This is a genomic window from Desulfosporosinus meridiei DSM 13257 (assembly GCF_000231385.2).
Taxonomy (GTDB): domain Bacteria; phylum Bacillota; class Desulfitobacteriia; order Desulfitobacteriales; family Desulfitobacteriaceae; genus Desulfosporosinus; species Desulfosporosinus meridiei.
Genome location: NC_018515.1, coordinates 1,220,671 through 1,244,357, shown reverse-complemented (window position 1 = coordinate 1,244,357; position 23,687 = coordinate 1,220,671). Strand labels below are relative to the sequence as shown.

Below are 23,687 nucleotides of genomic sequence, written 5' to 3'. Positions count from 1 at the left end.
ATAACCAACTTAAGTAAATTAAAACTAAGTAGAACTTTCTGATCTATTGACTTGCCTCCATAGCTAATCTACACTTAAAATTATGAGGTATAAGAGAGAGGTGCGTCTATTTGAGCCTAACTTTAACTGCTGCAGAAGCAGCGAAAATTCTCAAGGTTTCCAAGTACACTCTTTATGAACTTGTAAAACGGGGAGAAATACCAGCTCACCATATCGGGCGCCAGCTTCGTATTGATCCAGCTGTTTTAGATCAATACTTACGTGGAACTCTAGGTGTTAATGATCCTGCTTCTAAAGCTATCTCAGCTCCCCCGCTTGTATCACCTGCCCTTCGCTTTATAGGAAGCCACGACCCGGTGGTTGAGCTTCTCTTCGAATTTCTCAGACACGCCCCCCTTCCCATTGAATCCTCTATCTCCTTTAGAGGAAGCATGGACGGACTTATCGCTCTATATAGAGGGGATGCAGATATCTCAGGGATACATCTATGGGACGATGTCTCCAAGGATTATAATATTTCCTTTGTCAAACATGTAATACCCGGAGAATCTGTTTGTATTGTTAATTTAGTCCAACGTGAGCAAGGTTTTATAGTAGCACCTGGGAATCCCCTTAATCTTCAGACATGGGACGATATCACCACCGAGGGTCTGAATTTTATCAATCGTCAGAAAGGGTCAGGAACACGCCTCCGCCTTGATGCCTATTTAAAAGCTGCCAAGATCTCACCCAGTCGAATATTGGGATATGAGCATGAAGAATCTACCCATTCAGGGGTGGCATGTCACGTGGCTAATGGACAAGCCGACGTGGGAGTAGGGGTTAAAGCGGCGGCCCAACGCTTGGGTCTCGATTTTGTCCCTTTGTTCCAAGAGCGATATGATCTGGTTTGCATGGGAAAAACCACTAAAACTCCAGCTTGGCATCAACTCTTGGGTGTTTTGAAATCCCCTGGGTTTATCCAAGCGGTTCATCAGCAAAAAGGATATGATACTTCCTTGACAGGGCAAATCCTTTTTAATACATAAGCAGCGGGGTAGAGTAAAAAGTTGATTTTAAATTTAAATATTTTAGCAAACATTTCACTTGTGCTCTTACTTGATTTATGGTTTGATGCCTAATAATTTTTCTAGCATCAAATTGTCTTGGCATGATATATGCATGTATGTTATTTATGTCAACACAGTCAGTAAGCAAATCAGGGACGGTTCCTGGACTGTATATCCTCGGGATTAAGCTGAACTGGTGTTAGGGATCCCTATCAGATTGTCTTATGTATGATAGCGATCCAACAAATAATTTTTAAAGAGGAGGAAACAACTAATGAAGAAGAATATTTTCAACCGTCTTACATTCAGTTTTGTCCTATTTGCATTTGCCATTATGTTAACCCTTGTCGGGTGCGGAAAAACTGAGACTCCGGTTCCAACACCTTCCACACCTCAAGCTGAAACTCCAAAGCCTGAAAGACCTGATATTATCCTGGCAACTACTACCAGTACTCAAGACAGCGGTTTACTGGACGTTCTGATACCGGATTTCGAGAAAAAAACCGGATATAAAGTTAAAACCATTGCTGTTGGCACAGGGGCTGCTTTAGCAATGGGTGAAAAAGGGGATGCTGACGTTTTATTAGTCCATGCCCCCTCTTCCGAAAAAAAATTAGTTGATAATCAAACAGCCATCAATTACCAATTAGTAATGCATAATGATTTTGTTATTGTTGGGCCTTCCGCAGATCCGGCCAAAGTAAAGGAAACTAAATCTGTTGTAGACGCCTTTAAAGGGATTGCTGCCACTTCCTCAATTTTTGTTACCCGTGGAGATGATTCCGGAACTGATAAAATGGAAAAAGCCTTGTGGGTAAAGGCCAATGTCAAACCGACAGCCGATAAATATCAATCAACTGGTCAGGGTATGGGCCAGACTCTCACTATCGCCTCTGAAAAAGCCGGGTATACTTTAACCGATCGCGCTACCTACTTAGCTACCAAGAAGAATTTAAAACTCGATATTCTTCTCCAGGGTGATGCAGCCCTTTTGAATATTTATCACGTTATGCAGGTCAATCCTGAGAAATTTCCCAAAGTCAACGCTGATGGTGCGAAGGCCTTTGTTGAATATATGATCAATCCAGATACTCAAGCCACCATTGGTTCATTTGGCAAAGATAAATTTGGAGAAGCTCTTTTCTTCGCTGATGCAGGCAAGTAATTAAGAACAAATTAGTTATTTAATTCAGACAGAAGAACCGTCCCTCTGTCTGAATTTCTATCTGAATCCGTTTATCCCTTTGTTTATTACCATGAAAGGGAAATAAAACCTATGGAAATGATCTGGCAAGGAATTTTAGCGGCCCTCCGCCTTCTCATAACAGGGGATCCCGAGGTGATGGAAATTACCCTTCTCACCCTTAGGGTTTCTACTATCGGAACTTTAATAAGTCTTTTAATCGGGATTCCATTTGGCACAGTTTTAGCTCTCAAAGCCTTTCCCGGACGTCGAGTTGTCTTAAGCATTGTGAATACTGGAATGGGATTACCGCCGGTAGTCGTGGGGCTTTGGGTCTCGATATTCCTTTGGCGTTCAGGTCCTTTTGGCTTTTTGAATATTATGTATACCCCAACGGCCATCATCATTGCTCAGGCAATTATTGCTTCTCCAATAGTAGCTGCTTTAACTTGCGCAGCTCTTCAACAGACCAACCCCAAATTGAGGCTGCAAATCAAAGCACTGGGAGCAACTCGCTTACAATATGTTTGGCTGCTCCTTAAAGAGGTTAGGTATTCACTACTTGCGGCAATTATTGCCGGCTTTGGGGCAATCGTATCAGAAATTGGGGCTTCCATGGCAGTTGGAGGAAATATTCAAGGCCAAACCCGAGTTTTAACAACAGCAACAGTCTTAGAGGTCTCCAAAGGTAACTTCGATATTGCTATTGCCTTAAGTATTATTTTATGCTTACTTGCTTATGGGGCTACATTATGCTTGACTCTACTTCAACAGAAACAGCAAGGGGGCGCTTAGTGTGCTCGAGGCTAAAGAGATAAGCTGGTTTCAGGGCCAAAAAACCATTTTGCATAAAGTTAATTTTCAACTATCGGCAGGAGAATGTGTTGGGCTAATCGGTCCAAATGGTTCAGGGAAAAGCAGTTTGTTAAAAATTCTCGCTTTTTTGGAGCCCCCCACTTCTGGACAGCTCTTTTTTCAAGGAAATCCGATGCCTGCAACGGTTCCACTTGCAATTAGGCGTAGAATAGCAATTGTCTTCCAAGAATCACTTTTATTAAACACAAAAGTTTTTGACAATGTTGCCCTAGGGCTGAAAATCCGAGGACTCCCTAATAAAAAAATTCGAGAGCAGGTAGATTTTTGGCTGGAACAATTTGGTGTAGCCCATCTTTCCAAACAGTCTGCGCGGTCGCTCTCCGGAGGGGAAGCCCAGCGAGTAAGCTTAGCCAGAGCCTTTGCTATTGAGCCGGATATCTTATTCCTTGATGAACCCTTTTCGGCCTTAGATGCGCCTACTAAAGAAGCACTAAGGGGCGATCTGGCAAAAGTTTTTAAATCTACTAAAACCACTACAGTAATAGTAAGTCATGATTTCAAAGACATTCTCCATTTAACCAAAAGAGCCTTAATCCTTCTAAATGGGAAAGCAGTAAGGGAAGGTTCTCCCGCTCAACTACTGAAGGAAAAACACAATGAAGAAGTTGACCGTTTTCTCTCACATTTTTCAGCCTAACCCCAAAAGGGTTGTCTCATAATGATTGTCCTCAGACATTCATAATAAGACAACCCTTTTGGGTGTACCCAATAGTAGTAATTGTACAATCACAGACACTTGTTTAACTTTAAAAAAAGCCCCCCTCATCCTGAGCATGTCCCAGATTCGTCACCGGTGACGAATCTGGGACAACTTAATTGTCTGTAGATGGCCCCCCCAGGTCTTAGCTATTTTTCCCTAACGTGAAACCTTTGATGCTTTCTTTGCGCCGATCATTTTGATCTTCTATGAGATGTTTTTTAGCAGCAGTCAACTCACCGGCGTGCTTTTCTAAGTAATCTTCGGCTTCTTTCAAATTAGCTACTGTGTTGTCCATATGTTCTTGCAGATGAGCCTTATAGTCCGCTTCATTATCCGTCTTAGTCAACCTTTGATCACTCCTATCGATCATGATTTCCTTTTTAGGATGACCTAAAGGGCAAGAAGTTATGTGTCAAGTTCCCTTTGAACTTTGATTAGCTCAGCAAGTATACAGACGGCAATTTCTTCAGGGGTCTCAGCCCCAATTTTTAGACCTATAGGAGAATACACTTTTTGCAACGCTTCACGGGCAATCCCTTCAGTCTCTAAATCCGAAATTAGGGATTTAACTCTTTTTCGACTACCGATCATCCCAATATAAGCGGCAGGTTTGTTAATCACTTTCCTTAAACACACTTTATCATAACGATGCCCCCTGGTAATGATCACGACAAAGGTTTGCGGGCCGATCTCGACGCTCTCTAAGGCTCGTTCAAAATCGTTGCAAATCACTCTATCTGCCGTACTAAAACGATTTGTATTCGCAAAGGACGGCCGATCATCCACCACTGTTACCTCATAGCCAACAATCTTAGCCATAGTTGCCAAGGGGACTGCAATATGACCGGCACCAAGAATTAACAATTGAACTACTGTCGTCGCCGGCTCTACCAGCAATCGATAAACCAATTCCGGAGAAGATCTTTCACATGGTTCAAACTCAGAACTTAAACATATAATGAAAGGTTGACATTTCCGTGCACCTTTTTTGGCTTTTTCCAAAGCTATCTTATTTAATTCTATTCTGCCCAAATCACCGAGAAAATTAAGATCTTCAATAGAGAGCTTATTACCTAGTAATTCATTATGTTGGGCTTGAATTACCGTCACGAGAATTGGATATTTTTTACTCTCCAGGGCCGTTAGATAATCCTTATAGAAGTCTTTCTTTTCTGAAGAACTCTGCGTGTCAACATACTCGATGAATAATTCCATAATTCCACCGCAGACCATCCCCTCTTCTTGAGCAATATCTGCGGTCATATTTAAATTATATATTTTAGGTATTCGTGCTGTTATAACATTAAGAGCCTCCCGCCTGCCCTCTGCTTCGCCACACCCACCTCCAATAGTTCCAAACGTCGACCCATCGGCAAAAACTAACATCTGTGCTCCGGGTTTACGGGGGGTGGATCCCAATACACTTGTTACAGTAATTAAAGCTGCTTCTAATTTAAGTTCCAATGCCTTTTTGAGTCCCACATACACTTGTTTATCCATAGTCGATCTCCCTAGAAACTGCCTTTATGATTGAAAGGCAGCTTTAAATGATTTTTCTTCATACTCGGATTATATCAGCAAAACATATTTAAGGCGAATCTTCCCAAGCTGTGTTGCGGGGACGGTCCTTTTAACACACGATTGTGTTAAAAGGACCGTCCCCGCAACACAGCTTGCTTGACCTCCCACTGAGAATGCGATACCATCATAAGTATACAAGTATACTATGCACAGGGAATTTGCGTACCTTATCCTTTAAGTTATCAGATGTGACACTTCACTTATATAGCATTGGAGGCTATCCCATGGAAAAAATTAAAGTCCGAGATTCTGTTGGTGCAACCCTCATTCATGACATGACTCAAATTATCCCCGGTGTGGTCAAAGGCCCCAGGTTCCGCAAGGGACATGTTATCCGCGAAGAGGATATTCCAGTTCTGCTAAGCATGGGTAAAGAACACATTTATGTTTGGGATCAAAAGCCTGATCTCATTCATGAGAACGAGGCTGCAGAGAGACTCGCTCAGGCAGTGGCCGGTTCTGGACTTATCCTTGATGAGCCCAAAGAAGGTAAAATCACACTTACCGCTGCCTACGACGGACTGCTTTACTCTTCAGAAGAAGGGATTTTAGCACTGAATACTCTAGAAGGGGTTATTCTCTCTACTCGTCACAACCATTATCCGGTCAAGAAGCATGACAAAATTGCCGGAACTCGTGTTGTTCCTTTAATGATTGAAGAAAAAATAATCCTGGAAGCCGAAGAAACTGCTAAGGCCTTCTCATCTCCCATTCTTGAAGTGCGGCCCCTTAAGCCTTTTAAGGTAGGACTTATTATAACCGGAAGTGAAGTCTTTCATGGGCGAATTAAAGATAAATTTGGCCCCGTTCTACGTTCTAAGGTTGAAAACTGGGGATCTACCATCCTCGACCTAAAATTTTCCAATGATGATGTAACCATGATCCAAAACAGCATCCACGATCAGCTGGCTCTGGGAGCCGAAATGATCTTAGTCAGCGGCGGAATGTCCGTAGATCCTGATGATGTTACTCCCACAGCAATCAAAGAAATAGGAGCCGAGCTCGTTACCTATGGGGCCCCGGTATTACCTGGTGCTATGTTTTTATTAGCCTATATTGGAAATGTTCCTATTATGGGCTTACCCGGGTGCGTTATGTATGCTAAGACTACCGCCTTTGATTTAATTGCTCCCCGAATTCTCACCGGTGAAAGGCTGACACGTCGTGATATTGTAAAACTTGGAAGTGGCGGACTTTGTCTTGAATGCCCGGTTTGCACCTATCCCCACTGCGCATTTGGAAAATAATCGATTAACTCCTTCAGTCATATTTATCGTTATCATTAACCTTACCCGCTAAAACAAAAAGCTCGCTGGGAGTAATCCCTAGCGAGCTTTTCCTTGCTTTATTAACTTACACTAGACTAAAGTTGAATTACATAGCATTTTTGTAAATCTCAATTACTTGCTCAAGAGTCGCTGTGCGAGGATTAGTAGCTTGACATGCATCTAACTTAGCATTACCAGCCATCAATTTAAAGTCTTCTTCTTTAACATTCAGTGCGGACAATCCCGTAGGAATTCCAACATCTTGGGATAAGGTACTGATTGCACTAAAGCATTTTTCTGCTGCATCTCTCGCAGAAAGTCCTGTAATGTTTTCACCCATTGCTTCAGCAATCTCCCCATAACGCTCCATATTACCAATCATGTTAAAGCGTGAAACATGGGGAAGAAGAATTGCGTTACATACCCCATGAGGCAGATTATAGAATCCACCTAATTGATGAGCCATTGCATGGACATAACCGAGGCTGGCATTATTAAAGGCCATACCTGCTAGGAATTGGGCATAAGCCATTTGTTCACGAGCTTCGAAGTCATCACCATTTGCAACTGCACGACGCAGGTATTTACTGATTAATTTAAAGGTCATTAGAGCAGCTGAATCTGTAACAGGTGTTGCGGCTGTGGATACATAGGCCTCAACAGCATGAGTCAGGGCGTCCATTCCGGTAGCGGCGGTTAAGCTAGGTGGTTGTTTCATCATTAATAAAGGGTCATTAATCGATACGTTTGGAGTAACATGCCAGTCAACAATGGCCATTTTTATATGCCGAGCAACATCTGTGATAATACAGAATCTTGTCATCTCTGCAGCTGTACCTGCGGTAGTGTTGATAGCGATCATTGGAGCCATCGGTTTCGGGGATTGATCGACGCCTTCATAGTCGTTAATTCTCCCACCATTACCTGCAACCAGTCCGATTCCTTTTGCACAATCATGGGCGGATCCTCCACCTACAGAAACAATTAGATCGCATTCTTCTTTATTGAAAATGTCTAATCCATCATGGACGTTTTTATCCGTCGGATTAGGTTCTGCTCCCCCATATATAGTAACTTTAAGGCCTTCTTTGGCAATGATGTCAGCAATTTCTTGAGCCATACCAATTTTTTCGAGATAAGCATCGGTTACCAATAGTACACTTTTTCCGCCCAATAGTTTCGCTTGTTTACCGGTTTCTTGGGCTGCTCCTGCACCCATAAGGTTAACTGTTGGCATAAAATACCCGTACACTTGATAATTTGACATATTCGTTTCCTCCTATTCATTCTTCCGAGTTTCTCTGAAATATGTTTATCGCCGTTAATGTTGATTTTATATTGCAAGACTCATGCCAAAAATCTGAAATATTTGATTTATCAATTCCGAAGGCCTGCTTGTAGGCTATATTCTTTATTTTTTAAATAATTGAAAGACTCATTATAATTTTAATTAATTATTTATTGTTCTAGTTTGGGACACTTGTTTTGGAAAGAGCACCATATTTGAACACTTAATTCATAGATATTTACCCGTCAAATAAAAAAACGACAAACACTAAACGCATTTGTCGTACTAAAATATAAATTTACTAACTGCAATTAACTGTTAAATGTAAAAAACTCCTGTCTCTCTCACATCATATCCGCCCAAGGCCAACACTTCGTCTTGAAATTCTTTGCTTTGAATCACGGAAATCATGGCCTTCATGCGCGGTTCCTCAAGATACTCACGAGGAATTGCCAAGTCATACCGTTCTTCTCCAATGAAAATATAGTCTAAACCCAAGGCTTCCGCGGCGCTTTGAATACCCAGGCCCACATCAGCGGCACCCGAGGCTACAGCGATAGCAACGGCTAAATGGGTAAATTCTTCTCGCTCATACCCTAAAATTTGCTCCTTGCTTAGTCCTTGCTGCTGGAGCAAGTAGTCAAACAGCACTCGAGTTCCTGATCCCCCCTGCCGATTAACAAATCGAACACCAGGCTTAGTAAAATCCGCCAGGGTCTTTATATTTAGAGGGTTTCCTTTGGGTACGATAAGCACTTGAGTCCTATAAACCAAGTTCATTAAAGCCATATCTCTTCCCGGTAAGAAACGTTTTAAGTATGAATGATTATACTCTCCCGTCTCAGGATCGAGTAAGTGGATACCTGCAAAATGAGCTTCCTCTTTGCGTAAAGACAGGATTCCGGCCAGACTCCCTACATGTGCCGATGCAACCCCACCGAAGCCGCCTCTGGCTTTCATATGGCTGCTTAAAACGTCTAGTGTAAGATCATGGGATCCAATGCAAACAAGGGTTTCTTCTAACTCTGAAACCGGACGCAGCAGCTCAATAGGAACTGTTTCACCTTCATGAAAACCTTCTTGTAAACGAGGCACTCGCAAAATCCCGTCAGCTCTTACTAGGCTCATGGTCACACCGGCACCTCGGCTTAAAGGGGCGGCAACCCAACGCTCTCCGACTTTTCCAACTTTAACCCGAACGAACTCTTCACTGCCTAATGAAGAAAAAACTTTTTTACTGATCACAGCATCCAGACTAGACTGGAAATCTTTACTTAAACCTTGATAATGCTTCACCCATGGTTCTAAGAATAAGTGGGCGGTCAAATAAGCGGAAACCGGGTATCCCGGGATTCCAATCGTTGGCTTTTCTTGAACTTCTCCTAAAACCACTGGTTTTCCCGGTTTGATAGCTACTCCATGGAGATAAAGATTCCCATGCTTACTAACTAAATGCGATGTATAGTCATCCCGCCCTTGGGATGATCCGGCAATGATGACTAAAATATCTTGTGTCGCTGCCATTTCTAAAATCGCAGCTTCCAGCAATTCTGGTTTATCCGGCGTAATCGGCCATATGGTTGCTGATCCGCCCCATTCTTCAACAAGGGAAGCCAACACTGTGGAATTACTGTCGACAATATCCCCTACCTGAAGATTTGCCTCCACAGGACGTATTTCATCCCCTGTTGGTAAAATGCCAACTCGGGGTTTACGTCGTACTTCGACCTCTAACACTCCCGCCGCCAGTAATGCCCCTTGATCTTGAGGTCTAATGCGGTGGTGAATGGGCAAAAGCACCTCTCCTTCAACCATGTCTTCTCCTACGGGGCGGACATGGTTCCAAGGTACAATAGGAGCTTGGAGCAGAATTCCTTGCTCTCCTAATTCCAAAACATCTTCCAGCATGACGACGGCATCCATTCCCTCCGGAAGCGGGTCTCCCGTATCTACTTGAATAGCTTGAATTCCAAGCTTTAACCAACGGGGCTCTCTCTCAGAGATTCCATGAGTATCCCTAGCCCTAAGAGCGTAACCATCCATGGCTGAAGCCGCAAAATGAGGCGAACTCTTTTTAGCCCGAACAATTGCCCCTGTAATTCTATGCAATGCTGAACGTACATCGATAAATTCGTTTTTTGGAATACAACGTACTGCAAGCTTGTCCATCATCAGCTTTAGTCCATCCTGCCAAGCAGTATTTTCAAGATATATTTGGCGTTCCACCTTATTAAGCCTCCCCTTATAGCAGATATTTTTTTAACGCAAAAGCCGGAAAGAAACCTCTTTCCCTGCTTCGATCCCTTCTGTGTCTAATCCTATATGTACTATGGCATCAGCTAACACCATCGTGCGTATTAAGCCCGATTTTCCGCGAACCGGCTCAACTTGCCAACCTTCGGTATGGGGTACCAGCTTAACTCTTACAAACTCTTCACGTCCGCTTCCCGAATACAGATTTTGGGATAAAACACCTTTAGGCAGAGGATCGACTTGTGATTTTAGGACTGAGCCGTCTATCCAGGGACGAACCAGTGCCTCAAAAACTACCATTGCTGAGGCGGGGTGCCCGGGAAGTCCGAAAATTAATTTCCCGTCTACCACACCACCGATTGTCGGCTTGCCCGGCCTTAAGGCCAAGCCATGGAAAAGCAGCCCCGGCTCTCCCAGTTCGCTGATAAGTTGAGCAGATAAATCTCGCAGCCCAACAGAACTCCCGCCGGAGAGCAAAACAATATCATTTTCCTTCAACATCTGCGCAAGTACCGAACGGAGTTCTTCAAGATTATCTTTGACAATGCCATAATGGCGAGCATCCGCACCACATGCTAAGGCCAGCCCAAGCAAGGTGTAGCCGTTAATATCTCTTGACTGGCCAGGCAGAGGTTTTTGATCCGGAGGAATAATTTCATCCCCCGTGGAAAGGATTCCAACCTTAAATCGCGGCAGCACAGCAACTTGGTTCATCCCCAGAGATGCTAAAAGCCCCATCTCCTGAGCTCTTATTCTTGTGTACCTTGATAACAAGACTTCCCCTTCAGTAAAATCTTCCCCGATCTCAATAAGATTCTCCCCCGGGGCAACAGCTTTTGTTACACCATAAAGTGTTTCTCCAAAATGTTCAAGTCGTTCAACCATAACCACAGAATCTGCTCCCTCAGGCAGCATTCCCCCCGTGGGTATTAGTATCCCTTCTCCTTTTCCTAAAGATTTCGTAGGAGCCTCACCCATTCTTATCTCTCCAAGACACTCCAGCAAGGCCGGCATACTTTCGCTGGCTCCAAAAGTATCTGCCGCCCGAACAGCCATCCCGTCCATGGTAGATTTACGGAAATTAGGCACGGCGCATGTAGCCGGAATATCCTTGGTAAGAATACGCCCCAAAGATTCCTCTAAGGGTATCTGCTCCACCCGCTCATAAAAGGAAAGAACATATGGCTTTAAGGAGTCGATCGCTTCAGATAATGTATGAACTTTAAATAATTCACTACTACTTCCCATGCTCTAATTACACCTTTCAGCGACTTATTTTCGTGTTCTGTTTTTTCTGGTTTCTGTGATTATCTTTAATGTTTTGGCGATTAATCTCCAATAACATTATTCTCAACCGTTTATAAAGACTCCAAACTAGGTAATTCAAAACGCTCAAATTCCATAGTTAATAAATCCACTTGCAGCCAGGCCCGGCGCAAGGCAGGAATACGACCAATTAATAGTTTTACCCCTTCTGCAACACTCAGGCTTGCTACGACCGCAGGAGTAAAAGCCGGATTCCCCCATTTACTCTCTACTCCCCGTTCCCCATGACCGTATAAACGCAAAACGCTAAAATCACCGGGTAAACTCACTCCAATTTGACCATACCATCCGGCAATACTGGCAAAAACCAAAGGTAGCTTCAACTGGTGACAAACTCGTTCTAATACAACTCTTGCAGCTAAAGAGTCAAGAGCATCGAAGACCAAGTCGACTTCGGAAAAGAAATCCCTTCCTCTCTCCTCTGCAAACCACTCTTTAATAATCTCAACTTTAACCTCAGAATTTACCCTCTGCAATCTATCTCGGGCGGCCTCTACCTTCCACTGTCCAATAGTTTCTTCCGTCGCCATAATCTGCCGATTAAGATTACTAACTTCCAAACGATCCCCATCTATCAGCACTATTCGTCTGACCCCGATTCGGGCAAGTTCCTCAGCTATATAACCGCCAAGTCCTCCACACCCTACTATTGCCACTGAGGAAGACAGCAGCTTGTTCTGATCCTGATCCGTCAAAGTTTCTTTATTACGTACATAACGACCTTCCAGCATGTTTACCCCCCTCCAACAGGTGGAAAAAGGGCAATAGTATCTCCATCGTTTAGAAGGTGCTGGGCATTTACATCTCGTCCATTAACAAGACAAATAGCCACTTCCTCAGGTTTAATGTTTAATGGTTCAAGAATATTTAAGACTTTGCTTCCTGTCGGAAGTTCACGCTCTTCAACCTTAAAACGGCCATCTCGAAATGTGGCAAATAGTTTAATCGTTACACGCACTCCAACTACCCCCTCCGTTTTAATAGTTATGTTTTAATTATTAGGCATTCATAGACTATTATACCATGGTATTAGAAGGGGAGACCCTTAATAGAGTCCCCCCCTTTGACATTTTGTTTCTTAATTAAGCATTTATCAAATGCCTTGAAATTTAATCTGAATTTAGACTTACTCTGAATGTATAACTGTATTAGATTACATTCCTAGTTTTGTCAGGCACTCAGGCGTAGGCACCCCTGCTTCGTCCCAACCACGCTCAGCGTAGTACTTAGGCAGAAGCTCTGCCAATTTGAGGACTTGGCCTTTGGAAGGACCATCTACAATTGGGTCTTGGATTAAACGCTTCGGAAGGGTGTCCTCAGCAGCAGAGTATCCGACGCGCAAATTATGCAAGCGTTCATTATTCCAAATTCTTTCTCCGCAGGCTAAGAGTTCTTCATCTGTATAATTGGCACCTGTCACTGCATTTACTAGGGCAGCATAATCCGAAAGACCTAAGGCAAAGGAGGAGAATAAACATAGTCCCAGGGAGTCGATGACCGCTGTAAGGTCTTGGAATATCTTAACCCAAGTTGCTTTTCCTTCTAATGAAGTACGGTCAAGCTTCTCTGGTAATCCTAAGATTTCCGGAGAAATCATATACCCACGAACATGACAGCCTCCACGATTACTGGTAGCAAATTGAAGACCCTGACCTTGTACTCCCCTTGGATCATAGGCTGGAATTTCTAACTTTTTCACAGTCATGGACAGTTCAGGAGCACCATAGCTTTCAGCTAAACGATAGGAACCTAAAGCCATTTTGGCCCCTAAGCCTTCCGCATAGCCAATTTTGCGAACCCATTCAACCATTCCCGCTGCATTGCCGAACTCAAGGGGTGTGCCATCAAGTTCTTCAGGCTTAATATAGCCTCTCTGCACTAATTCCATACCTGCAGCAATTGTAGCTCCAACGGAAATTGTGTCTAAACCTAATTTGTTACACAAATCATTAGCTTTATGAATTGCATCAAAGTCGTGAATACCTGAGTTCGAACCGAATACCCACACTGTTTCGTACTCCGGACCGGCACCTTCGCCACCCTCCCATTTGCTATAACGTCCACAGGCAATCGGGCAGCGATAGCAAGGGTCTTTTTTAATCAGATGATTTGCAGTCATGGTTTCACCACTGATTAAATCCGCCTCAGCATCATAGGATTCCTGGAAGTTCTTAACCGGATAAATACCACTTTCATTGATAATATTGACCAAAACCGCGGTTCCATAAGTGGGAAGTCCTTGACCTGTTACACCATTTTCTCTAAGTTTGCCTAAAGCTGAGCTTAAGACAGTTTTCATTACATCCGGATTGGCATTTTCTACTTTACCCGTTCCACGAACCAAAATTGCCTTAACATTTTTGGAACCCATAACAGCACCGACGCCACTGCGTCCTGCAGCTCTGTAAAGATCGTTCATGACAGCAGATATTAATGAAAGGTTCTCACCGGCAGGCCCTATGGATAAGACTTTAACCTTGTCATCTCCAAATTCCTTTTTTAAGGTATCAGTTGTGGCATAGACATCTTTGCCCCAAACGTGAGCTGCATCCTTAATCTCTACTACATCATCATGAATGCTTAGATAAACGGGCCGGTCAGCCTTGCCTTCTAAGATGACCATATCATAACCGGCAAATTTCATATGAGCGCCCCATTGTCCTCCTGAGTTTGAAGAGGCCACTACACCATTTAAGGGAGACTTTGTCACTACTACATAACGACCTGAGGTTGGAGCATTGGTTCCTGTCAGAGCACCGGCAGCAATAAATATCTTGTTCTCAGGAGAAAGGGCATCAACGTCTGAAGCTACCTCATCTGTAAACATTTTCCCGGCAAGACCACGTCCACTTAAATACTTCTTTGCAAGTTCCATGTTTAAAGGTTCAGTACTGATTTTTCCTTCCGTGAGATTAACACGTAATATTTTTCCGATATACCCACCCATGAATCTTCCTCCTCGTAAATTTTATTCTTCTTCTTTACATCCCCAGATGGTTGAATCTTATAAACTACCCGTCCATTATGGGATCTTAATCATAATTATATAGCAATTAATGTGCCATATGTTAAAAACTTTAAAATAAAAACAAATATTCTAATACGTTAAATCATTTCAATTAAAAACTAACTATACCAAACTAAATCAAATTAAACCAAACACCATTAAATTGATATAAAACGACTTAAATTTTATTTAAAACTTGAGTTATTACTTTTTGCTCCGTATCCGTGCATTTTGTGTGCAAGTTATGTTCCATTATTGAACACTTGTCGAAAGTTATATTCTGTAATCTTGTTGTTTGATTAAAATAGATATGTTATTCTGTCAATTGTAAGGACAATATTCCGAGAGAGGGAGGCAAAAAGAGTCATGGATAATCAGTGGAAGCGTTTTATTAAAGGCGAAAGTGTTGAGTCGGAAGTAACTCCTACTATCTATCGATCTTGGCAGAGAAGCTTAGAGTATCATGTAGATCACACCCTAGTTTCTAACCAGGACATTCTGACAACCTCACGCCTCAGCGAGCGCCGTGACTCTCAAGAATCCTTGATCCGAGCTAGTGAGCCTGTTTTGCCATATATTTTCAACTTATTAGGAAGCAATAATTATACTGTTTTGTTGGGTGATAATGATGGTTACATTATCGAAGCCGTTGGAGACACGCACTTTATGAGTAAGGCTCAAAAAGTAAATTTAAGTCCCGGAGCCAGTTGGCGTGAAGAAATTCGAGGGACTAATGCCATTGGAACAGCCTTACGAGACAATTCTCCCATATCGGTTTTTGGATGGGAGCACTTCGTTCACGATAATCATTTTTTGGCCTGTTGGGCTGCCCCAATCCAAAACAGTCAGGGTATCCCCCTTGGAGTTTTAGATATAAGCGGCGAAGCTAATCCGGATCGCCAAAAGATATTGAACATCGCTATGATGGGCGCAAGTATGATCGAGAAAAACTTACGACTTTTTGAGTTGGAAAACCAATTGAAGTTTTACCAAGAAGGTTCAAAGTTAGCTTCTTCATTGTTACAACAAGGATTTCTGGCCATTGACCACAATGGCATCATAACTAACATCAATGCTTACGGGGCGGGATTGCTTGGCCGCAGACAAGAAGAGATCATAGGACAACCCGCAGGAGATGTTTTTAGCACCCCAAAAGGATGGATGTTAAATGGGCACTCATTGAATCTCCATTTAAAAGATCGTTCAGGTAAAGAAATTACCTCTCACCTAAATCAAGTTGTCAATAACTCCGGAAAAACATTAGGTGCCGTAGGAACTCTAAACATCTCTAAAGCAACTTCTCTATCTAATACAATGTGGATTGGGAATAGTGTTCTGTCACAACGAATGCTGGCACGAGTTTCTAAAATTGCTTCCACCCGCTCTTCTGTGCTTATTAATGGAGAGAGTGGAACAGGTAAAGAAATAATTTCCCGTACAATCCATCAACTCAGCTCTCGAAGCGAAGGACCCTTTGTCGCCTTGAATTGCGCCTCACTTCCTGCCACACTTATAGAAAGTGAATTGTTTGGTTATGTTGATGGTGCCTTCACGGGAGCACGCCGGGGTGGAAAACCCGGCAAATTTGAATTAGCTAATAACGGGACTATATTCCTTGATGAAATTGGAGATATGCCCTTAAATGTTCAAGTAGCACTTCTTCGAGTGCTGCAAGAAAAGGAAGTTTCTCGGATTGGGGATACAAAAGCTTTAAAAATAGATGTTCGTGTCATTGCTGCTACTCATAAAGATCTCTCCGTGCTAGTAACTGAGGAAAAATTTCGCTTAGATTTATACTATCGCCTTAAAGTCATTACTTTAGAATTACCTCCCCTCCGGGAACGTACAGAGGATATTCCTGACTTAGTTCGTTATTTTATTGACAAAACATGTAATTCCCTGGAACTCCCACTGCTGGGTATTCAAGAAGAAGTGTTTTCATATCTGTCCTCCCATTCCTGGCCTGGTAATGTCCGAGAATTAGAGAACTGTATTGAAAGCATGGTTGCTTTAGCAGAAGGTCCCGTTCTTACCGTTGAAGATTTACCGGATGAAATTCGGCAGTCTTTGCAAAACAAATCAGTAACCAAAGCTGAACCCCTGCTAAATCAACAAACTAAACAGGCTATTCTTTACGCCCTTAATCAAACTAACGGGAAGATAGCCCCAGCTGCTAAGCTCCTTGGCATCGGGAGAAATACTCTCTATCGGAAGATGAAGGATCTGGGTGTTAATATATAGCTCGGCATGTAAAGGGGGTAGATCCTTTAACACAATAATTGTGTTAAAGGATCTACCCCTTTATCGGTGTGTGAGAGGCGGTCTAGCTTTCATGCCTCTTTAATAATCTTTAGAGAGATTCAGGTGACTATATAGTTTAAATAGTTCAATCGATATTCTGAACCCTCTTTGCTGATCAGATTAACACATCCATAACTTTGCTCAAAACGAAAGAGGTTTTCTAAAGGCATACCCAGTACATGGCACAATATTACTCTATTGACGCCTGCATGCCCAACAATTGCGATAGTTGTTTCGTTGGATTTTGATAGGTTTTCCAGGACAGGAATCACTCTTTGGTAACAATCAGAGAAACTTTCCCCCCCTGGCGGCGTGTAATTGGCGATATCTTCTCCACGTTCCCGAAATTCCTTGGGATACTTAGCTCTGATCTCTGAGAAAAGCTGCCCTTCCCAATCGCCCATCCTTATTTCGCGTAATTCCTGGCGCGCTATGGGTTTAATTTGATGAACCGCAGCAATTATATCAGCAGTTTGTTCTGACCTCGCTAAATCGCTGCAGTATATGCTATCTAAGGGCACCCGACTCAACTTCTCCTTCAATAAATTTGCTTGCTGCTCGCCAAGGACACTTAGGGGCAAGTCCGTTTGACTAATATAGCGTTTCTCTTTACCAAGACCAATATCCCCGTGCCTTAGTAAATAAATAAATTTTTTACTCATAATTGATTATGCTCATTTCAATTTACCTTACCTTTTGATCCAACTCCCTTTGAACTTTTATCAGTTCGCTAAGAATGCTTACAGCAATTTCTTCAGGAGTTTCCGCCCCGATTTTCAGGCCGATGGGGGAATACACCTTTTGCAGCCCTTCTCTGGAAATTCCCTCTTCCTCCAGTTCAGCAAGCAAGGCTTTCACCCTTTTCCGACTGCCAATCATACCGATGTAGGAAGCTGGCTGATCGATCACTTTACGCAGGCAGAGTTTGTCATAGCGGTGTCCACGGGTAATAATCACCACAAATGTTTGGGGATTAATGGTTATCTTATCTATGGCAAGTTCAAAGTCATCGCACAGAATTTTATCAGCCGTTGGAAATCGGTAAGCATTGGCAAAGGATAACCGATCATCTACCACAGTAACCTCATACCCTACCATCTTAGCCATAGCCGCCAGGGGGAGGGCAATATGTCCCGCACCCAGAATTAACAGTTGGACAACCGTCTGGGGTGACTCCACCAAAAAACGATAGGCTGGTTTCTTAACCGAAGTATCGCAGGGCTCAAACTCTAAGTCTAAACTCACCAAGACCGGCTGACAGCGCTTAGCTCCGATTTTGGCATTTTCCAGAGCAATTCGAGTTAGCTCTTCTGAGCCTAAATCCCCTTTGATCTCTCCATTGTCTAGGACGAATAATTTTTTCCCTACTAATTCCTGATTATGGGCCTCTATAACAGTTACAAGAACAGGTTTTACCCTTTCCAAGTCAGCCAAATAATCTTGCATGATTTTCAGGTGTTCCTCCGGACTATAGGGCCCCAGATAATCAATGAATAATCCCATAATCCCTCCACAAACCATACCCTCATCTGAGGCCAGGTCTGCAGTCATATTAAGGTAGTGTATCTTCGAGGTCTGAGCTGCGATAACATTAAGAGCCTCTCTTCTTCCCTCTGCTTCCCCACATCCGCCGCCAATGGTTCCTAGGGTTGTTCCATCAGCAAAAACCAACATTTTTGCTCCCGGCTTACGGGGAGTTGAGCCTAATACGTTGGTTACTGTAATCAGTGCTGCTTCCATTGTTTCTGCGATGGCCTTTTTAAGGCCAAAAATTATTTCCTTATCCATTAGCCCTTTCCTCCTAGCTCAACCTTCCATATGTCCGGCAATGGCATCTTAACGATCTCTTCTATTTTCCCCTGGATTTTTTCGGCGTTGCTAAGTCTGAGGATAATCTTATTGGAAACCTCAACATTGTTCTTGAACTGTTCCAAGAGTCCGGAGAATCTAGCCTGGAGTGAGATAATTTGTTCCTCTTTAACAAGTTTGTCTGCCAAATAAACCACTTCTTTCTCTGTTAAAAGGCGGTCTGTTGAATCTAGACAAATATCCATGTGTTCAGCGACAATCAGGGCTACTTCCGGATATTTAACCAGCATTTTGGCACCCGCCAAGGCATGGTTAGCTTCCCCTTTGGCTAAGTCATGCAGCAGGGCAGCTGCCTTGATGAGTTCCTGGTTCAGCGGACATCCGCACCTAATTAAACAACTTCCCAGGACACTACTTACCTGTGCTACCTGCTGGCAATGATTTACCACCTGTGGAGAAGTGTTAGAACTTTTCAGGATAGCGTAACACTCTTTTTCCGAAGGTATCTGGGAATGCCCGCAATAGTTGAGCATTTGTTGATAGTCTTCCGGTGTGTCCATATCCAGCAGAATTCCAGGGTCCTCCACCTCCACCTCCAAGGCGTCCTGTTCATATTGTTCTAATAAAGCCTTCATTCCTCCCGGTTTATCCCAAAACATTACTTTTTTCCCATAGCGGCAGGAAATTAAAGGAGGGTGTCCCCTGGTGCCTTGATAAGTTGGGTAGATAATACCAAATCTTGTTGTCATGAAGGCACTCTCCAGCTTCTTGATACTGTCCGGCCTGATGATTGGATTATCCACAGGTAACAAAAAAAATCCTTTCGCCTCCGAGGGCAGGCTTTCAACTCCGGCTCTCACCGAGGAGAACATGCCCTCAGAAAAATTCGGGTTGACAACCGTCTGAACTTCGATTTTCTCTAAAATAGGATACATTTCGTTGGCTCGATGCCCCACTACCACGCGAATATCCCTTATTCCACCCTTAACGAAGCTTTCAACAGCTTTTTCTAAGACCGTGTCCTCGCCCAAGGATAAAAGGGGTTTGAAGCGTTTCATGCGAAATGAGTAGCCGGCGGCAACTATGATTGCTGTTAACAACTAGTCACTCCCTCTCTTGTCGAGAATTTGTCGTTTAGATGTGCTTTTTTGAACAATTAGTCCTGTGCTGGAGATGAGCAAAAGCATTACCTTCAGTTGACCCAGCTGTCTGGCATTTCTGAGGGCAGGAATTTTATCTAAGGCTTCCATAAGATTATTCTGGGTTGCCAAGGAAAAGGAACCCTTTAGCTGGACTCTGAGTTGTAAATAGCTTTCCTTTGCTCCCTTCTTCGTAAGGGTTACCTCGAAATCCATAACTTTAGGCAAAGCAAACAATACCTCGTCAAAGTCCGCCATAGTAAGGTACTCCGTCTCGGTCAGGTAAACCCGATCTCTGGACTTCAGCAGTTCCAGTCTCTTTAATACTGTCCCGCAAACGCAGGGATCCGGAATAAATCTGGACAGGTCACCTGTTCGATAGCGGATCAAGGGCATTCCCTTCCGAGTCAAAGTGGTTAGGACGATCTCTCCTCGCTGCCCATCCTCGACAGGCAGCCCGGAGCGGGGATCGATGATTTCCAGATAGAGATCCGCTTCCCTGAGATGGTAACCGCAGAAGCCTTCACATTCCAGGCCTCCTCCCAGTCCCATCTCAGTCATTCCGTAGTGATTAAATACTTTGCATCCCCATGTCTTTTCCAGTTCTTGCGCTATAGCTAGGGGTACGTAATCCGTACTTAACAAAACCCTACTCAAGCTCAAATGGACTGGGCGTCCTTGGGAATTTTTAAAACGAGCCAAGCTCAGGACTTGGGTAGGGATTCCTACTAAAGCAGTAATCTTGTTTACTTTGATCTGCTCTAAAGTTGACTCCGGATTGCTGACCAGACCATGAACAATCCCTGTTATACCCGCTCTTTCTAAACCTAAGCGCAGCAAATCTCCGACGCTTCCCGGGGTACCTCCCGGCAGCATTATCAAGACTCTATCTCCGGGTTTTACCAGGGTTAACATACCATGACGAAAGAAATCGATGGTTAATTCTTGATCTGCCTCAGTAAAAAACAAGCGCTTAGGTTTGCCGGTTGTGCCCGAGCTCTGTAAAGTAACGATTCTATTGATCTCATTTTGCGAGACACAGAGGAAATCCAAAGGATTCTGTCTTAAATCTTCAGGGGTGGTAAAGGGCAACTGTAATAAATCCTTAAGGTTGTCTATCTCACAAGCCCGGCCTGAGTATAAATGTCTGTAAAACCTGCTGTTGCTGATAGCCCACTGAAGAGTTTCCTGCAGCTTTTGTATTTGATAGTTTTCAATTCGGGTTCTGGTTAAGTTCTTTGAAGAATCTCCGTTGATTTTGCTGCTAATCCACGGCTCCAGGGAGGTGGTTGCTATAGCCAAACCTATCTCTCCCTCCGGTAAATTGAGTGCCCGAGTTTATCTGTAAGGTTGTAAGCGCAAAAAGGAATTAACTTGCCTTCAGGGCTGACCACATGAATACAACAATTTTTTAGGCGTTCAATATCCAGATTCCAGACATCCTGAAAGGCCATACCGCTGATGGAAAAGGCATAGGTTTTCAGTTGTTGAATTAGATTGTCCCAGGAGTTGGAGGGCTGGGTGCTTAGAGGCTGAATCTTTAAGGTTTCTGCCCCCGACCATTGCCGAGCCACAAAACTTCGGGTTTTTCGAGCCAGCTCATCTGCCCGCTCCGGCCCGGTGCAACAGGAATTATTGACAATGGGCTTTAATGAACCGTCCCTTTGTTTGATGAAATTGCCGCTAAAGGAGCAGCGACCATTATGGGGTTTCAGATTGCCGACCTTGATCAGTCCATCCGTCTGTTCCTCAATGGCTCGAATGACTTCAGGGAGGGTGATCCGGTCTGAATCCTGGGGTTCCTTGAGAATCCTTCCGAAATAACTAACGGGCTGAAAGTGCACCCCTCTGACAGCGGGATGTTTCTCTAAGGCAAACTTGAGGATTCCTCCGATATTGTGAGTATTAATCCCCGGGATCAAGGTAGGGACTAAGACCACCCCAATCTCCTGTTCAGCGCAATTGTCTATGGCTTTGGCCTTAACCTCCAAAAGCTTGCGGCCTCTGATTGTCTGATAAATCAAATCCTCTGTACCGTCAAATTGCAGGAACACGGAGCTAAGACCCGCTTCTTTCAATCGGCTTACAAAAGCAAAGTCTTCCGCCAGACGCAAGCCATTGGTGTTTAGCTGAATAAAGTTGAAGCCTAAGCTCCTTCCCATCTCCACAATTTCCGGCAGGTCATCTCTAATAGTTGGTTCGCCGCCGGACAACTGAATATTGACCGAACCGCTGGCAGTAAGAACCTTCTTATACCATCCCTCGATCACTGCTAAGGATGGTTCATCAAGCTCCGTACCGGCATTGGCAAAACAAACCCGGCAGTTTAAATTACAACGCTGAGTAATCTCCAGCAAAGCTGTACAGGTTGTCTTATAATGTTCTCGGCATAAGCCGCAATCAAAGGGACATCCTTTCTCAACCTGAGTAAAGCACTCCTTTGGCGGGGTCGGAATGGTTGGTCTGAGCCAAGAGTCCCATTGGGGACTCCCACGCCAAAGCAGGGTTCTATAGTCTCCATGTTCCGGGCATTGCTTGACCATATAAACTGCATCCTTCTCAACCACTCGCTGAGCCGGAATTCTCTGCAAACATTCCGGACATAAACTCTCGGTGAAGCTTTCGGTTGCGGATATCAAATATTCGTCTCTTATATCCATCTGCTATCCCTTTCTAACTGAAGTAGCCTTCTTTTGGGCAATCAGTTGGAAATATCCCATCTTGGCTTGCTTAAGAGCCCCTCGAACAAGGATCGGATCAATTGATTCAGAACCTGAGTCTAGATTAGAACACGAGCAGGTTGATGTCTTCAGCCAAAAATTGTCCATGGAGCCATGGGTCATGATTAAATTGACAGTTAGCTGGGTCAATAAGTTGGTATGATCCATCCAATTAACAAGTCGAAAACCCTGTTGGAGAAGTTTATCAACTAATGCCTCTTTGGGCAGGGCCCTGCGAATACATGAATCGAGCTTAAGGGCTTGAAGACCAGTAAGTCCGTCGGGATTCTTGGCATAAACGTCATTGATAACTAACCACCCGCCTGGTTTAAGAACTCTAAAAATTTCCTGGAGAACTTGATCCAGGTCTGCCATAACGGACAAAGCGCACTCGGCAAATACTCCGTCCATTTGCTGAGCAGGAAAAGGCAAGTCTTCTCCCTGTCCTTGAATCAGATTCAAACTGGGGTTCTTCTTTAGACCACTTTCCAGAAGCAGTGCTGAGGGATCCAGTCCTAAAGCCTGTAGTCCATACAAGGAAACCAAACGATCAACTGTTGCGCCGCTGCCGCAGCCCACATCTAGTACCCGCGCCCCCGGGGAAAAATTGCAGCTTTTTACTCCAAGATCCGTTAAGTAAAAACCACCCGGTCTCAGGGTATCCCCTGTACTCTGGCGCAAGAGGTCACTCTCATATAGTTTAAAAATTCCTTGGTCATTATTATCCACTGTTTATTCCTCATCCGACATTTCCGGCTCATCCGCATAGGCAGCCAAAATCTCATTAACCTTACTAAAGGTAGTTGAAACAATATTGCCGCATTGCACTGGGTACTCATTACCCTCGCCCAGAGAGTGATCTAAAATCCCGTCACAATCGATACTGCCATGAACCTCTTCAAACCACTCCAGCAAATCATTGATCATCCGGTTTAATTTGGAATGACCAAATTCCTGGGGCGTTCCTTTCCCCATCTTTAAGCCAAGTACACACACTCCGCCGGTAAGTGCTCCGCAGGTTTTTCCCGATCTGCCTATCCCTCCGCACAACCCATGCATGGCTCTAATTAAGTCTGGGTTTTCCTGGCCTTGTTCATCTAATCCTAGAATAACCATGATTTGGCTGCAGCAGAATCCCTGGGTAGCTAATTGAAACATGCGAAATGCGTCGACGGTCATCCCGCTCC

21 protein-coding genes are annotated in these 23,687 nt (G+C 43.8%); 6 read left to right on the top strand and 15 right to left on the bottom strand.

From position 1 onward, the window contains the following. Window positions 1-110: 110 nt before the first annotated feature. From DESMER_RS05765 to DESMER_RS05750, 4 genes are all read left to right on the top strand, one after another. A complete protein-coding gene (locus DESMER_RS05765) occupies window positions 111-1,028 on the top strand; it encodes a helix-turn-helix transcriptional regulator (RefSeq protein ID WP_014902130.1) in 918 nt (305 codons plus the stop codon). A 295-nt stretch (window positions 1,029-1,323) separates the two neighbouring features. Further along, window positions 1,324-2,214: an ABC transporter substrate-binding protein gene (locus tag DESMER_RS05760; RefSeq protein ID WP_014902129.1), complete on the top strand. Its 891-nt coding sequence runs from the start codon at window positions 1,324-1,326 to the stop codon at window positions 2,212-2,214. 111 nt (window positions 2,215-2,325) lie between these two features. Further along, entirely contained in the window at window positions 2,326-3,027 is a 702-nt protein-coding gene (locus DESMER_RS05755; protein WP_014902128.1) for an ABC transporter permease, read from the top strand. Window position 3,028: 1 nt separating this feature from the next. Then, the gene (locus DESMER_RS05750) at window positions 3,029-3,745 is read left to right on the top strand and encodes an energy-coupling factor ABC transporter ATP-binding protein (RefSeq protein WP_014902127.1); all 717 of its coding nucleotides are present in this window, start codon (window positions 3,029-3,031) and stop codon (window positions 3,743-3,745) included. Window positions 3,746-3,950: 205 nt separating this feature from the next. Here the strand turns inward: DESMER_RS05750 and DESMER_RS05745 are convergent, their stop codons facing one another. Further along, window positions 3,951-4,154 carry a spore protein gene (locus tag DESMER_RS05745; protein ID WP_014902126.1) on the bottom strand — a complete coding sequence of 68 codons (204 nt, stop codon included), beginning with the start codon at window positions 4,152-4,154 and terminating at the stop codon, window positions 3,951-3,953. A 59-nt stretch (window positions 4,155-4,213) separates the two neighbouring features. Beyond that, window positions 4,214-5,308, bottom strand: a complete 1,095-nt coding sequence (locus DESMER_RS05740) for an XdhC family protein (RefSeq protein ID WP_014902125.1) — start codon at window positions 5,306-5,308, stop codon at window positions 4,214-4,216. Window positions 5,309-5,613: 305 nt separating this feature from the next. Between DESMER_RS05740 and DESMER_RS05735 the strand changes: the two genes are divergently transcribed. Continuing rightward, window positions 5,614-6,636 (top strand): molybdopterin-binding protein, encoded by a 1,023-nt coding sequence (locus DESMER_RS05735; protein WP_014902124.1) that lies wholly within the window; start codon window positions 5,614-5,616, stop codon window positions 6,634-6,636. Window positions 6,637-6,763: 127 nt separating this feature from the next. Here the strand turns inward: DESMER_RS05735 and DESMER_RS05730 are convergent, their stop codons facing one another. The 6 genes from DESMER_RS05730 to DESMER_RS05705 form a co-directional block, all read right to left on the bottom strand. After that, entirely contained in the window at window positions 6,764-7,924 is a 1,161-nt protein-coding gene (locus DESMER_RS05730) for an iron-containing alcohol dehydrogenase (protein WP_014902123.1), read from the bottom strand. A 339-nt stretch (window positions 7,925-8,263) separates the two neighbouring features. After that, window positions 8,264-10,171, bottom strand: a complete 1,908-nt coding sequence (locus DESMER_RS05725) for a molybdopterin biosynthesis protein (RefSeq protein ID WP_014902122.1) — start codon at window positions 10,169-10,171, stop codon at window positions 8,264-8,266. Window positions 10,172-10,204: 33 nt separating this feature from the next. After that, a complete protein-coding gene (locus DESMER_RS05720) occupies window positions 10,205-11,446 on the bottom strand; it encodes a molybdopterin molybdotransferase MoeA (protein WP_014902121.1) in 1,242 nt (413 codons plus the stop codon). 110 nt (window positions 11,447-11,556) lie between these two features. After that, window positions 11,557-12,255 carry a HesA/MoeB/ThiF family protein gene (locus tag DESMER_RS05715; protein WP_014902120.1) on the bottom strand — a complete coding sequence of 233 codons (699 nt, stop codon included), beginning with the start codon at window positions 12,253-12,255 and terminating at the stop codon, window positions 11,557-11,559. A gap of 2 nt (window positions 12,256-12,257) precedes the next feature. After that, window positions 12,258-12,482, bottom strand: a complete 225-nt coding sequence (locus DESMER_RS05710) for a MoaD/ThiS family protein (RefSeq protein ID WP_014902119.1) — start codon at window positions 12,480-12,482, stop codon at window positions 12,258-12,260. A gap of 195 nt (window positions 12,483-12,677) precedes the next feature. Next, window positions 12,678-14,471: an aldehyde ferredoxin oxidoreductase family protein gene (locus DESMER_RS05705; protein ID WP_014902118.1), complete on the bottom strand. Its 1,794-nt coding sequence runs from the start codon at window positions 14,469-14,471 to the stop codon at window positions 12,678-12,680. 426 nt (window positions 14,472-14,897) lie between these two features. On the opposite strand from DESMER_RS05705, the gene DESMER_RS05700 reads away from it, so the two are divergent. Next, window positions 14,898-16,772 (top strand): sigma-54-dependent Fis family transcriptional regulator, encoded by a 1,875-nt coding sequence (locus DESMER_RS05700; RefSeq protein WP_014902117.1) that lies wholly within the window; start codon window positions 14,898-14,900, stop codon window positions 16,770-16,772. A 119-nt stretch (window positions 16,773-16,891) separates the two neighbouring features. On the opposite strand, the gene cobC is transcribed toward DESMER_RS05700, so the two are convergent. From cobC to DESMER_RS05665, 7 genes are read right to left on the bottom strand one after another with little or no spacing between them, the layout of a single operon-like run. Further along, a complete protein-coding gene (cobC, locus tag DESMER_RS05695) occupies window positions 16,892-17,494 on the bottom strand; it encodes an alpha-ribazole phosphatase (RefSeq protein WP_014902116.1) in 603 nt (200 codons plus the stop codon). 22 nt (window positions 17,495-17,516) lie between these two features. Then, window positions 17,517-18,620, bottom strand: coding sequence for an XdhC family protein (locus DESMER_RS05690; RefSeq protein ID WP_014902115.1), 1,104 nt, complete (start codon window positions 18,618-18,620; stop codon window positions 17,517-17,519). After that, the gene (locus DESMER_RS05685) at window positions 18,620-19,741 is read right to left on the bottom strand and encodes a DVU_1551 family NTP transferase (protein ID WP_014902114.1); all 1,122 of its coding nucleotides are present in this window, start codon (window positions 19,739-19,741) and stop codon (window positions 18,620-18,622) included. The genes DESMER_RS05690 and DESMER_RS05685 overlap by 1 nt, the downstream gene beginning before the upstream one ends. Then, window positions 19,742-21,082, bottom strand: coding sequence for a DVU_1553 family AMP-dependent CoA ligase (locus DESMER_RS05680; RefSeq protein WP_014902113.1), 1,341 nt, complete (start codon window positions 21,080-21,082; stop codon window positions 19,742-19,744). 2 nt (window positions 21,083-21,084) lie between these two features. Further along, on the bottom strand, window positions 21,085-22,440 hold the full coding sequence (gene trsS / locus DESMER_RS05675) for a radical SAM (seleno)protein TrsS (RefSeq protein ID WP_014902112.1): 1,356 nt from the start codon (window positions 22,438-22,440) through the stop codon (window positions 21,085-21,087). A gap of 3 nt (window positions 22,441-22,443) precedes the next feature. Continuing rightward, entirely contained in the window at window positions 22,444-23,229 is a 786-nt protein-coding gene (gene trsM / locus DESMER_RS05670) for a DVU_1556 family methyltransferase (protein ID WP_014902111.1), read from the bottom strand. A gap of 3 nt (window positions 23,230-23,232) precedes the next feature. After that, the gene (locus DESMER_RS05665) at window positions 23,233-23,679 is read right to left on the bottom strand and encodes a DVU_1555 family C-GCAxxG-C-C protein (protein ID WP_014902110.1); all 447 of its coding nucleotides are present in this window, start codon (window positions 23,677-23,679) and stop codon (window positions 23,233-23,235) included. Between the last annotated feature and the right edge of the window lie 8 nt (window positions 23,680-23,687).

What these genes read in the sequence shown, in the direction of transcription:
- DESMER_RS05760 (WP_014902129.1), top strand. Translation starts at nt 1,324, where the DNA reads ATGAAGAAGAATATTTTCAACCGTCTTACATTCAGTTTTGTCCTATTT.
- cobC (WP_014902116.1), bottom strand. Translation starts at nt 17,494, where the DNA reads ATGAGTAAAAAATTTATTTATTTACTAAGGCACGGGGATATTGGTCTT.
- trsS (WP_014902112.1), bottom strand. Translation starts at nt 22,440, where the DNA reads ATGGATATAAGAGACGAATATTTGATATCCGCAACCGAAAGCTTCACC.
- DESMER_RS05740 (WP_014902125.1), bottom strand. Translation starts at nt 5,308, where the DNA reads ATGGATAAACAAGTGTATGTGGGACTCAAAAAGGCATTGGAACTTAAA.
- DESMER_RS05755 (WP_014902128.1), top strand. Translation starts at nt 2,326, where the DNA reads ATGGAAATGATCTGGCAAGGAATTTTAGCGGCCCTCCGCCTTCTCATA.
- DESMER_RS05705 (WP_014902118.1), bottom strand. Translation starts at nt 14,471, where the DNA reads ATGGGTGGGTATATCGGAAAAATATTACGTGTTAATCTCACGGAAGGA.
- DESMER_RS05665 (WP_014902110.1), bottom strand. Translation starts at nt 23,679, where the DNA reads ATGACCGTCGACGCATTTCGCATGTTTCAATTAGCTACCCAGGGATTC.
- DESMER_RS05690 (WP_014902115.1), bottom strand. Translation starts at nt 18,620, where the DNA reads ATGGATAAGGAAATAATTTTTGGCCTTAAAAAGGCCATCGCAGAAACA.
- DESMER_RS05730 (WP_014902123.1), bottom strand. Translation starts at nt 7,924, where the DNA reads ATGTCAAATTATCAAGTGTACGGGTATTTTATGCCAACAGTTAACCTT.
- DESMER_RS05720 (WP_014902121.1), bottom strand. Translation starts at nt 11,446, where the DNA reads ATGGGAAGTAGTAGTGAATTATTTAAAGTTCATACATTATCTGAAGCG.
- DESMER_RS05735 (WP_014902124.1), top strand. Translation starts at nt 5,614, where the DNA reads ATGGAAAAAATTAAAGTCCGAGATTCTGTTGGTGCAACCCTCATTCAT.
- DESMER_RS05715 (WP_014902120.1), bottom strand. Translation starts at nt 12,255, where the DNA reads ATGCTGGAAGGTCGTTATGTACGTAATAAAGAAACTTTGACGGATCAG.
- DESMER_RS05700 (WP_014902117.1), top strand. Translation starts at nt 14,898, where the DNA reads ATGGATAATCAGTGGAAGCGTTTTATTAAAGGCGAAAGTGTTGAGTCG.